This is a genomic window from Fictibacillus sp. BK138, from assembly GCF_004216955.1.
Lineage (GTDB): Bacteria > Bacillota > Bacilli > Bacillales > Fictibacillaceae > Fictibacillus.
Genome location: NZ_SGXL01000003.1, coordinates 84,534 through 97,026 on the forward strand (window position 1 = coordinate 84,534; position 12,493 = coordinate 97,026).

Below are 12,493 nucleotides of genomic sequence, written 5' to 3' on the forward strand. Positions count from 1 at the left end.
ATCAGCTGTTTCCTCTATTTTTTTTATGATGTATTCAGCAGGCTCGATGCCTGCCAATGAATAAAAAAACTTTAGTTTTTTTCTCCATGCGAAAAAAATCAGCTCCAAATTCTTGGAACTGATTGAAACGACTATTTTTTATGGATCAATCCTTATCCCGCTCTCTTTTTCTCCTAAAACGAAGTCTGCCGCTTTCTGAGCCTGTGCTGCAGCCTGTACGACCAATCGATTGTCATCTTTCAACACCTTTATCCAGGAATGAATATAACTTGCGCTGTTCTCTATGGTGTTGTGGATGTTTGCCACCCCGCACAACATTGCCGCGCCCATCTCGGCAATGAGTTCCTCCTTCGAATAATTCTCATCTCCGAATTTCACATGTGGGATGGTTACCCCCCGCCTCGCGAGACGGGATTGATGACCGGTGCTGTGGATCATTTCATGAAAAAGTGTACAATAATATTCTTCCGGAACCGTAAACTGTTCGAGAGGCGGACAGTTCACCCGGTCTTCACTCGGAATATACATGGGATGCCCTGAAAAAAAAGTAAAAGTTAGTTCCTCTTGATACCCTTTAAATATCTCTTCTGCTTTATCGATTGGTTCATGTTCAAGTTCAGTAGTGGTCCGATTGCTCTCTAATCCTTCAACTTGTCCCGCAATATCAAACACCCGGTAGTATCGAAGATAAGGTATCTTCTCCTCTTCTCCATTCTCGGAATTTTCTTTATCGAGCCATGTCCAAAACACGACGATATGAGATTTTGCTCCTCTCTTAACCTTTCCGCCTGCTTCTGTAATCTGCTTAAACGTCGCATACTCACCGCTCTGAAGTAAAAAAGCATTGATGCCCCGGTATGGTCTTTGTGTCTTCCAGTTTACTGCTCCTCCGTTCAACCAATGCCTTTGCCACGGTACTGTCCCTTTTTCAAGCTCTTCGATGATTCTCTCTGTCACCATTTCGTACACACTTTTTCTCATGTGTATCTCCTCCTCAACATCTTTTGTCTTCCGAAGCGATTCCTGTCCCCTAAAGGGGAGGATTTTCGCCCCTTTGACGTGGAGATGAGAAAAACGAAGACGGACAGAGGTCAAGGGTCTCTGCACAAAAAATTTTAGAAATGAGCATTGCGAAAAAAATTTTTGTGCCCCTTTACCGCATGGCAAAGCGGCTTGGCTTACGACAGGTAAGGTTCCGGTGTCCTTCCTGCCGTAAGGTTAGTCCGATTATGGTCGTTTTACGATTCGGAAGACAAAGGGCAGAATACAAAAAGGCAGCCACTCGGGCTGCCCTCCACTATAACTGCATTTTTCATTCGGCTCGTTCGGTATGGCGGTTACCTGTAAATGGAACAGGAACCTATCGGTGTGTAGGTGAAGTATGAACCGTACAGACCGTGGTTATCGATTCATTTAATACCGAAGCGACACGTTAAAGAGTGACAGAAAGAAGCTTTTCTTTTCTGATCACTCTGTCGTGCTGCCGCCCAAAATTCTTAAGAATCGAAGAAGAAATATTTTTTGTTAAAAAACAACATAATTTATATATATTACTATTGTTTTCATTAATAACATATAAAAATACATATATTATATGAATAATGGTGTTATTTTTTTCTCTTCAAAAAGAAACGGGAATTAAATCGCCAGGAAGATCATTGTATACCCAAATAAACCTGAACTAAAGGCAACAAAATGTGCAGCACTCAACGCTTCATAAACTTTAGGTGCTAATTATTAGACGATGATGTAGGTTGAGTAAGCATAACAAAATTGTTTAGAGAAGAGGTATGATCATTTATAAGAAACTTATTTATAATGATTATAGTTGCAACTGCCTACTCAAATTATTACTCTGTAATACCTGTTCGAATGAGTTTGAAATCAACTGAGATATCATATTTCATAGCTTTATATTTTTGATGCCATCCCTTTCTTGTTAGGTGCGCGAACCGAACAGAACTTCTATAAGTCTCCCCGAATCCAAAAACATCAGAATTACGCTCCTGACAATAGGCAATCACCTTTTGTGTTTCCTGTTTTAACTTAAGACTTATGGCATTTTCTAATAATTGAATGTTCTTGGGGTTTTTAAGATCGAATTCTCCCTGTAATTCCAACAATCTTCCTTTTACCTTTAAATTCAGATCAAACCGAGGTTGTGTCTTATCCATAAGTTTTACTTTTTTAGAACTCTTAATGGTATCAATGACTGTTGTTATGTTGTGTTTTTCACCACGTATATCTTTTACTGGGAATGTGAGTTCTATACTTCCCGCACGGTAATCATCGCGAATTAATTTTACAAAAAAACTTTCTTCGGGTGATAGTTTACCGACCATCTTATCATTTCTCATAACCGCATTGCCAGATACGATTATTGAATTACCACTTCGTTTGATCAATGGTACAACCGGATCTATTCCTGGGGAGTAATAACTTTGTCGAAAATCCTGTAGTGTCGAGTTGGGTATCTGTTCCCTCTTAGTCAGCTGCTCGATCATATTGAACAAATGTTGCCCGACATCAGGAATATTTTTATAGTCGTGTTTTAGGATCTCTTCTGTAGAGCCTTCGACTACTCCGATATTGACAAGGTCACTGATAGAAGGATCCCTAGCCAAAGTATCAACGTAAGGTTTTATCCCTTTTCTAGAAATCTCCTCATTGTACAGGGCTACCCTTAACTGCCCTGATAGGAGCTCTTTTGATGTTTTAAGATTAGCGTCTAAACGGCTACCTTTACTTGTTTTCCCCTTACTTGTTATAACGTCAATATTCTTTGCGGCTTCGGGGTTGATCTGAAGAACAACTACAGTCGATTTAACCTTTTTGTCATTTTCTAAATCATAACCAACTGTTGTGATTAGACCGATTTTTTCTAGGATTTTTTTTTCAGCACAACCACTCAGTAAAATAAGACAAACGAACCATGGTAACCACCTAGTCACATGAACTTGCCCCTTTGTTAAAAATTTTACGTTTAAACATTGCAAATAGATATAGAATTACGGGATACCCAGCGACTACAAAGAATGCAAACTTAGCAAATATTCCATTTAAAGCGTCTACCTGGTTACGTGTCACAAAGAGTTGTATACAAATAATTATGAGTATAGATATGCCCCAGATTGCATTCTTACTCTTGATGTTGAAAACACGTTCCAATCCCCTGCAAGCTGACCACATATATAGAATTAAGTTCGGCAAAATGATTAACATCCAGTAAGTAATCGCCACATATTCAAATCTTTCGATAAAAGGAAGTCTAACTACTTTAAACAAGGACAAGGTCGCCCATATTGTTCTTTCCAACTGTTCACCACTAAAATAAACAGTTGCAACTACCATCAGAGACGTATAGATAAAAGTTGTAAAGACCACCCCTAGTTGAGCGAACTTTTGTACTTTCTTCTTTTCCTTTACAAAAGGATAGATGGTATAAAGGATTTCATAACCCAATACCGTGAACGTCATATTATAAGCGCCTTTTAACAAACCCTTAATATCCGACTCAAACATTGGTAGCATCTGCTTCCAATTTGCATATTGCAGAGGGTACGCGATAAAGATTAGAAGCCATAGTGATAGGGTCACGCTAAAAAAAGCGATTCCTACGATGCTGCGGATTCCTGAACTTATACCGTAAATGACAAGTAACAACATAGATGAAGATAAGAACCATAAAGGAATTTCCGGAAAGATCCAAGCTTGAATAACTTCTATATAGTTTCGTAATACAACAAAGAAACTCATGAGCAAGTAGAAGATGTAACTTACATTTAAGAGTTTTCCTATTAAGAGACCAAAAAGGTCATGATGGATTCCGTATATGTCTGTTGAGCTGTACAATTCTAACGTCTTTACAATGAAAAAGACGAGTAGGTTTGTCGCAACACCTGATATGAGGACCGAGATCCAGGCATCCTGTTGGGCATCTTGAAAGATAATTCTCTGAAACCCTTGCACACCAACACCTAGCTGAGTCGCGTGAACTACAAAGAATATTAAGAATGCGTTGAACAGATAGTTTGATTTTACTCTAATTGCCACCTCCATTATCTACACCATCCTATTTAATTTCCTCTGGATCATATTTTTGGTCGTCCTCCGGACGTGTTAATGCAGGTCGCTTATAAGTTAAATTAAAGGGCAAACGGATAACACTATCTGACCAATCCTTCAATCGGGGCGGATAGAATGGTGCCATGTAAGGACTTTCTAACGTAGAAAGTCGTAATAAATGGATTAACGTTAGACAGAAACCGAACATGATTCCATAAAAACCCCAAAACCCAGCTAAAAAGAGGATAGGAAAGCGAATGATCCTGATTAGACTACCCATCGTATAGCTTGGAGTAGTAAAAGAAGCTAACGCACCAAGAGCGACTATTATAATGAGGATGTTACTCGTAAAGCCTGCTTGAACTGCGGCAGTCCCAATAACGATCCCGCCGACAATACCCATTGTCTGACCTACTTTAGTCGGCAACCTAGCACCAGCTTCTCGAAGAAGTTCAATGATAAACTCTAAGAGTACAGCTTCAAAGAGTGGAGGGAAAGGAACTCTTGACCTAGATTCACCTAGAGGTAACAAAAGGGCCTGCGGGATTACTTCATAATGGAACGTTAAAGCCGCCACATATAAGGCGGTAAAGAAAACCGAGAGAAACATCGCTATAATTCTAAGCAGCCTAACAAATGTGGCGATTGGCCAGCGTACATTATAATCCTCTCTACTATGAAAGAACTCAAGAAAAGACATTGGACACAAGATAGCCATTGTACTTCCATCGACAATTAGGGCTATCTTTCCATTTAATAAACCGTCGCTAATCCGGTCTGGTCTTTCTGTTAATAACATCTGAGGAAAGATCGATAGATAGTCATCATTGATTAATTGATTGAGAACTGCGCTGTCCAGTAGACCATCGATTTTTATTTTTTTTAACTTCTCTCGTAGACGGATTATAAGATCCTCAGAAGCTACTCCTTTTATGTATAACAATGATACAGGCGTATTCGTTCGAGTTCCGAATAAGAACAGCTCGTTACAAAGGTCAGGTGTTTTAATATATTTTCTGATAATTGATACGTTAGTGGAAAGGTTCTCATTAAAACCAATTTGGGGCCCAACCACTTGAGATTCATTCTCCGGCTTTGTTAGAGCCCGGCTATTTTCAGCAGGAATCTTAGCTAGTATGATTTTTCGTTCCCCTTCGATGTAAACCCCTGCACTCCCTTTCAAAACAGAAAGGATAACGAATTGTATTTCATTAGATTCTTCCAAGTCACTGACGGCGAGGTTTGATAAAGCTTCAGATATTGTGTATGAATGTTCCTCTTTCTGTAACTTACTTATAATATTTTTGTTTAATTCATGCTTATCGATTTGATTATCAATATAAAATAGAGTTAGATTTGATATCGTAATAAACTTCAAATCTGAGGTATTATGGAATATTTGAATCAACAGTTCTTTTAACTTGTTAGAACTTAGTGGAATATCGGATATGATTTGTTGTTCTTTCTCACCAGGAACCTCTTTGTAAAGTAGCTTTTTGATTTCTCGCTTTTTCAATAACCCCACCTCTAAGGTTAGTTTGAACATAAAAGATATGATTATTCTTGTTTCAATTATCATTAACATTAGACATCTTTGTTTACAGTGAGTACAGAAATATTATGTATGCTTTTAGTTAAGAATTCGCTAAAGAACTGTTCTTCACTTTAGGACGTGAGATTGGAAATCATATGGAATACAAGCGCATGGCATGCTGCACGGTATTGATATAGAAGTGTTCTGGGGTGAGTTCTCTGAAGGATTAGGTATAGCAAAAGACCCCTACAAAAACAGAGAACACAAGCTTTTATATTTTAACGAGTACATGGACAGGTTAATCTTTAAGGATGAGATCGTGCTAACAGGAATTGATGATGAGTTCATATATAAAGGAAGCAGCCAAGTATGACTGCTTCCTTTAATAACACTTTTTAATGAAACTTAACTCGAATCGCGAACTCCGCTTTATTCTTCTCCATCACGAACTCTTTCGTAATATAGATGATCAGAATAATTGATCTTACCCATCTTCAATCATCTAGTCTTACAAATTAATATGTAAGGTTGTCGTCTGTCATACTGATACGAATCAATACGTGGATTTTTAGTACCAACAATTAAAAAGAAAATTTAGAAGTTCTCTCGATGAAGGGAGAAAAAAAGCCCAGGCGCTGTTCCCTGGGCGAGGTGTTTGTCTTGTTAGTATACCATATTACTTCTTCTTCATTATGATAGTCTTTACGATCTGTTGTTCATACTCCACACCATTTTCTTTAATATGCCCAATGGCTTTTTCTGCAGCCTGATTCGCTATTTCTTTAGCACAGTTACGTACTAGAATTCCTAATGGGTTAACGATTATATTAATAATCCACTCGGATAAACAATATATAATCGGATATATACATATATGTCAAAAACGCATTATAAAATAATATATATTATAGTGATTTTTAATTCAGTGGTCACTTGTGTGCACTGTTTGTAAGCTTTCTGATGTGGGGGTAAGTTATACAAAAGTTACTATTAATTCTCATAAACCGCACTTCATTGTAAATTTTAATTTTAAGGTTTATAATAAGAATAAGATGAACATAGTATAAAAAAGGGAGCATCGGCCACCAACCGATACCCCCAACAACAGCTACTCTGCAAGAAGTGCAGTGGCTTAAGTAAATAGAGATACAAAAAAGTAACCTATCACCAGCGGCCAGCAGGGTGGGTTACTTTTTTGTCGTAACCGCGATTACTGCAACGATCAGTGTTGCAAAAGAGATCATGAGCGTTAGTGTGTCAGAAACAGTAACCATCAGCGACACCCCCTTTCTTACCGGGGATTGCCACTGCCCACCCTGCATATGTAACTGTATGTAGTCAGTATATCATAGAACAGCCTCTTTCTCTGTTCTAATACTTTTATCTTTCTGACTTTAACCTAGATAAAAAATAAAGGATTTACTCCTAAAATAATTAGAAGTTGAATTGATATAGTAAAACAATTTCAATAATTTACCCTCGACTCGCGCTTTTTATAAGTAAGACATTAGAAATAATAAAAATTCAAGTTTAATGTTATTACTAAGATTTGTTACTCCGTTTTAAAAGATTTTTTTTGTCATAAAATTTTTTCAAGAGTATTCAATTCCATAGAAAGGGAAATCAGCTTTGTGCTGAATCTATGCCAAAAAATCAGTCCATTGCATATCAATAACTACTCTTCATTAGATGGGTAGGAGGTGTCGAATCCAAGATGTCATCTTTGGTGTAGAAGTAGATTCCTCCAATTTCAATTTTTATGCTTGTACTGATACTACGTCTCTTAGATATTATTCAATTAGAACCTTCCATCTCGAACTTGATTAATGAAGGCTTTCATAACGTACTCAACAGATGAAAAAGCCTTGTTATATCAGGGTTTTTCAAGTTTTGATTGTTATTTTATATCAATGCTTTTCAAGTTCAGTTGGCACGAAACGATATGGATGGGGTTCCGAAGGGTGAACTTGAGAGAGGAACTATACAATGTATATTTCTAAGTATAATAATGCTGTAAAACCGCATAAAATCAATTCATTTAAAAAGTAAGTGTATTTTAAAATGTTTTAAAGTTGTAGCCCAGGTGGTAAATTTTAAAAACGAAGAAATAAAGTAATGCACTGACCTAAATAACCAAATAAAATATTTATTTATTTTATATCTATCTTTACAAACGTATCTTCTGATTGTGGAATAACAACCAGTTTTACTTACTCCTTCGCCTCTACCTTTCTGATATCTATTATCTCAACAACTCTATTACAAAAAATAAATAATTCTCTTCTAATTCTTCTATTGAAACTCTATCAATTAATTTTTATAAATACCAATAATTTAGTATCTGAACTAATGACTACTAACAAAAAAAAATGCTTAATGCAGTTAGACATTAAATTTAAAACATAAATCCCTTTTTTCTTCAGCTGAGAACAATACACTTCCCATTACTTCTCCTGTAGAATAACTAGATAAATAGTCTTCTCGAAAATGTGGATCTATCATACCAATTCTCCATTTGTTCCAATAGATATGCCTTACTATAAAAGCTACAAAGTTTTTCGGTGTCATGATAAATGAAACAGGGATTCTTATGTCGTTCTGTTGACCAATATGGATATGAGATACTGGATGAATTAACTCTTGCCGATGTTCAATGCTAAAGTCGTACCTAACACTAGTTACATTTTTCTTTAGTTCACCCTCACTTAATGCTTGAGAGTATTCTTCAAAAAATACCTCTCCACATTCCTCGATGTTTAGTTCTAAATCATGTAGATATTCTTCATAACTAACTTGAATTGAGGGTGCTTCATAATAGGCATATCTTAAATCACAAATTTTTTCATTTCCGTCCAATTCATAACCAAACTGAAAGATTGATCCGTCTTCTTCAATTAGAAGATTGTAATCTAAATTTTCTCTAGCAATCCTGTAGGTATTTCTATAATCGTTTTTGTAAGAATGAGTAATAAATTCTTTAGTAAGATCAGACTTACGAAGAGAGGTCGCCTTCTCTTTCTCTTCAATAAAACTAATCTCTAATTGTTTCAATATCTTTTTAGCATCTTTATAATCTATAAAAATTTTTGCAGGTGAAATTGTCATTTTTCATTCTCACCTTGCAATAGGTTTAATGCTGTGTTTCTATCTAAGCCAAGCTCATCTAATCTTTCCAATAATTTTTCACGCTTTTTGTTCATTTCTGCATTTTCTAAAGCTAATTCTCTCCGTAGTGTTTTGATTTCTTCAAATCCTGGATATTCGAATACCAAATCAGGAAAATGAATCTTAGCTTTATTTATTTCTTCAATTATATAGTTGAAATTCGTACCAACGCCCGATAAGCTTAGCCAAGCTTTTGAGCGCGTAAAAGCCGTAAACAATTTGTTCCTTGATAAAATATCGTATCTTCCATTACTTAAACTATCAGCTCCTATTACGTATACTGCTGCTGACTCATTACCTTTTGCACGGTAAACAGTTGTTAGTGTAACTTTCCCTTGAATGATAAAATTGTCACCACTATACGAATTAAGCAAGTTGTTTACATAAATATTCTCTTTTTCCAATAACATTTCAATTTTTTCAAAATACCTTCTTGCATACTTATCGTCCAAACTTATTACCATGATGTCTTCAGGTAATAAATTTTTTTCAATATCTTCTTTGATTAAATCACTAACCCATTTTGCTTCGGCATCAGCATCGGAAGCGTTATGCGTTTGTATAATTTCATCCAAGGTGAAATAATCTGAAATAATAGAAGGGCTGTTTTGTTTTGACCGGTGGATAACCGTGTGTTCACCTTTAAAGCATTTCCCTTCTTTTACTTCATAACCTAAATCTTCCCAATGATCTTTGTTCTCTAATATCTGAATGGCTTTATCATTGTACAAACCAAAACCAACTGCATGGGCAGCTAATAGAATTTCCATTGGGTTTCGGTAACTCTTATGAAGAACTATATCGTTATTTTGATATGGGTGATTTTCTTGTAAATCTGATAATGAAAACCCTTTGTCTCCAAATTCATTTTCAAAAAGTTCCATCGTTTCCTGAAGTTCTATATCTAATATATTTTGCAATTCATCATAAGCCCAAACCAAACGATCATTAACCGCCAGTTTTCTACATAACCAGTAGAATGTTTTTGGAAAATCTTGTCCCTCATCCATTAGTACGTAATCATATGTATTTCTAACTTTCCCTTTTGTTCTTGAAAGAAGGTCATAACACACGTACTCAAAGTTATTCATTTTAGCTTTACTCGCACCAAATTTAGCTTCACCTAAATTTAAGGGAGATATGCCATTAGAAATACATGTATTGTAATAAACACCGGGCAATGTCTTTCCACCCCAAGCATGCAATATATGAATATTATCCCAATTAGGATCATGGTCTTCGTGCATTCTATAAAACCTAGTTATTAATTGTTTTATTTGATCGTATAAACTTTTTGTATAGAAAGTATATAAAATTTTTGCATCTGGATTCTCCATATGAATCAGTGCTGCCTTCATCGCTAAAATAATTGTTTTACCCGAGCCAGCCATACCTCTAATCCTTTGAGGGCCATCTATAATTGTAAGTGCTGCTATTTTTTGCTTTTGGTCGAACTTAGCGATTTGTAAATCTAATTTACTTAAAATTGCTCCCTTTGTTCTGTCTTCAACATCAGTTACATCACGTTTTACCGGCCTTGGCATACTCCGTGTCCCGTCTATTACAGAGTAAATATCAGTTAACACTGCTTCATCTATAGGATTAACCTCAATAGCATTTAATACTTGGGTTACACCAATTAAGCTATTAGCAAAATAATTATCCCCTTCGTTTTCCTCTAATGTTTCTTCAAAATTGGGAAGATAAATAATTGAGTTTATAGGAATTTTCAATTCATTTCTTGATCTTTTTTTTCTTAATCCCGTTATTTTTATTAATTTTGAAAGAATTAAACTATAGATAGAGTCTATTTCTTCATAGATCACATCTATTGCTTCATCATCTAACATTCTGTGGCTTTTATTTTCCTTAGTAATTATAATAACTCCGTGAACAGGACTTATTATTAAAAATCCAGGAGCTTTTACTTCTTCATCAAACTCTTTAAACATCGGAAATTTATAATATATTGTAGCATTTTCTAATTTTAGGTTTTTCTGATTTTCCTGTAAGTGTTTAACGAATGCTATAGCTTCATCATCGTTATTATATTCTGAAAAGGGGATTACTACTTCTAACATAATTAACCTCTTTCTTATTTCAATGTATTTTTAAACCTATCTTAATTGGCATCCCTGTTAAGTTGGCTATGGTTAATAAATTTATAATGCACGTTTTAAAGGAGAAGATATTTTGAAACATTCTAGGAACCTACCTAGCTCAGTTTATTACCATATGACTTAATCAATTCATTCTATTTTATCGTCCTTTTTATAAAATTCATAATATTCCCAGGAAAAGTTAAGGATTTATTTATAATTTACCTAAAAAGCAGGAAAATATTGAACTTAATTTTGTTAGAATTAACAGTTATAATTTCGATAACAAAAAAGAGGGAATGAAGAATGATTATTGACTTCATAACAGGACAGATTGATAAAGAACGTTTTAAAGCCCTCGACTAGAAAGACCTACTTCATGAAAAATGCACCCGATTATAGATTATTTAGAATTAAAATGATTAATCATCTTTTATTATATATATCCAAACCTGAATATCATCATTATTGTGATAATAAACATCATTTTCGAATTCTAAATCAATGGTCGATAATTCAATAAGATAACGGTAAAATTCACATCCCCAGTTGTTTAAATCACCTACTAGTCTTATTTCTTTCGCATGAGCGGCCAAAGGAGTTCAATATCAAGATCTTTTAAACTTTATCCGTTAAACTTATTTTTTTATAAAAAGTTGTTCTTGTCACTTTCTAATATCTTGCATAAAATCTTATCAAGAAAGGATAATTACGGATAAATGATAATTAGGTTTTCATACTATTTATCCATATTAATCTAAAAAAAGGCATTCATGTATAACAAGTAATCGGAATGAAAAATTAGTTAGAAAAAAACAGTATTATTGAGAAAATAAATAAAAAAAGACCTTAAATTAAGGTCTAATGAATCACTTCTTCAGGATATTCATCATAAGTCCTTCCTTCTAATATACGACCGTAACGGTGTTTCTGAACACCACCCCATTGTTTAAAGAAAAATGCAGTTTGTTGATCTATACATTGATCACGTATGGCAGTGACCCATTCCTCTTTCATAGGTCTTGCACCAGGACCGGACTCTCCGCCTACTATTACCCAATGAATCTCATTTAAGTTTAATTTGTTTAAAGGACCGATTAAAGGTTCACAGGATAAGAAACGTACATCAGCTGGTACCTTTCGTAAATGATCAATTCGATTAATGACTCTATCATTTTCAACACTAACACCAATCCATATATTTGGTGCCCAGGGAAGTTTATGTCCCATTTCTGCTAATCTTTCACTTCTTTTCGTTAAAACTTGGAAAGTATGATGAGAAGCCTCAATCATGGTATCAAATACAGATAAAATAAAAGAATCAGGTACATCTTTGTGAAATAAATCAGACATAGAATTAACAAATATCCTTTTAGGTTTCTTCCATTCTAAAGGTTTATTAATTAAATCATGATGTAAAGTTACCTTGAATTCGTTAACATAACGATTGTTTCCCATAGCATGAAGTCTTTTTGACATCCGGTGTGCGTAACAATTACGACAACCTTCAGACACTTTTGTACAGCCTGTAACGGGATTCCATGTAGCTTCCGTCCATTCAATATTTGAAGAACCAGCCATAGTATCATCCCTCCTTTATAAGTAAATTATACCACAAAACAGAACTTAT

At 35.0% G+C, this 12,493-nt stretch carries 9 protein-coding genes; 1 reads left to right on the top strand and 8 read right to left on the bottom strand.

Features of this window, described 5'->3' with window-relative positions:
* Positions 1-138: 138 nt before the first annotated feature.
* From EV282_RS18390 to EV282_RS18405, 4 genes are all read right to left on the bottom strand, one after another.
* Positions 139-981, bottom strand: coding sequence for an ArdC family protein (locus EV282_RS18390; protein WP_130297352.1), 843 nt, complete (start codon positions 979-981; stop codon positions 139-141).
* Between the two features lie 869 nt (positions 982-1,850).
* Positions 1,851-2,951, bottom strand: coding sequence for a Ger(x)C family spore germination protein (locus tag EV282_RS18395; RefSeq protein WP_165389537.1), 1,101 nt, complete (start codon positions 2,949-2,951; stop codon positions 1,851-1,853).
* On the bottom strand, positions 2,944-4,059 hold the full coding sequence (locus EV282_RS18400; RefSeq protein WP_130297354.1) for a GerAB/ArcD/ProY family transporter: 1,116 nt from the start codon (positions 4,057-4,059) through the stop codon (positions 2,944-2,946). Before EV282_RS18400 ends, EV282_RS18395 begins: the two co-directional genes overlap by 8 nt.
* Before the next feature lie 13 nt (positions 4,060-4,072).
* Entirely contained in the window at positions 4,073-5,581 is a 1,509-nt protein-coding gene (locus EV282_RS18405; protein ID WP_242611951.1) for a spore germination protein, read from the bottom strand.
* 193 nt (positions 5,582-5,774) lie between these two features.
* On the opposite strand from EV282_RS18405, the gene EV282_RS18410 reads away from it, so the two are divergent.
* Positions 5,775-5,972: a hypothetical protein gene (locus EV282_RS18410; RefSeq protein WP_130297355.1), complete on the top strand. Its 198-nt coding sequence runs from the start codon at positions 5,775-5,777 to the stop codon at positions 5,970-5,972.
* 814 nt (positions 5,973-6,786) lie between these two features.
* Here EV282_RS18410 and EV282_RS20660 read toward each other — a convergent pair.
* The 4 genes from EV282_RS20660 to EV282_RS18425 form a co-directional block, all read right to left on the bottom strand.
* Entirely contained in the window at positions 6,787-6,921 is a 135-nt protein-coding gene (locus tag EV282_RS20660; RefSeq protein WP_231887798.1) for a putative holin-like toxin, read from the bottom strand.
* 1,060 nt (positions 6,922-7,981) lie between these two features.
* Entirely contained in the window at positions 7,982-8,704 is a 723-nt protein-coding gene (locus EV282_RS18415) for a DUF2290 domain-containing protein (RefSeq protein ID WP_130297356.1), read from the bottom strand.
* Positions 8,701-10,845 carry a DEAD/DEAH box helicase gene (locus tag EV282_RS18420; RefSeq protein ID WP_130297357.1) on the bottom strand — a complete coding sequence of 715 codons (2,145 nt, stop codon included), beginning with the start codon at positions 10,843-10,845 and terminating at the stop codon, positions 8,701-8,703. Before EV282_RS18420 ends, EV282_RS18415 begins: the two co-directional genes overlap by 4 nt.
* An 879-nt stretch (positions 10,846-11,724) precedes the next feature.
* The gene (locus tag EV282_RS18425; RefSeq protein WP_130297358.1) at positions 11,725-12,444 is read right to left on the bottom strand and encodes a DUF5131 family protein; all 720 of its coding nucleotides are present in this window, start codon (positions 12,442-12,444) and stop codon (positions 11,725-11,727) included.
* Positions 12,445-12,493 lie beyond the last annotated feature (49 nt).

Coding starts and splice junctions, on each gene's coding strand:
- EV282_RS18390 (WP_130297352.1), bottom strand. CDS start 981: ATGAGAAAAAGTGTGTACGAAATGGTGACAGAGAGAATCATCGAAGAG.
- EV282_RS20660 (WP_231887798.1), bottom strand. CDS start 6,921: ATGCAGGGTGGGCAGTGGCAATCCCCGGTAAGAAAGGGGGTGTCGCTG.
- EV282_RS18415 (WP_130297356.1), bottom strand. CDS start 8,704: ATGACAATTTCACCTGCAAAAATTTTTATAGATTATAAAGATGCTAAA.
- EV282_RS18425 (WP_130297358.1), bottom strand. CDS start 12,444: ATGGCTGGTTCTTCAAATATTGAATGGACGGAAGCTACATGGAATCCC.
- EV282_RS18400 (WP_130297354.1), bottom strand. CDS start 4,059: ATGGAGGTGGCAATTAGAGTAAAATCAAACTATCTGTTCAACGCATTC.
- EV282_RS18420 (WP_130297357.1), bottom strand. CDS start 10,845: ATGTTAGAAGTAGTAATCCCCTTTTCAGAATATAATAACGATGATGAA.
- EV282_RS18410 (WP_130297355.1), top strand. CDS start 5,775: ATGCTGCACGGTATTGATATAGAAGTGTTCTGGGGTGAGTTCTCTGAA.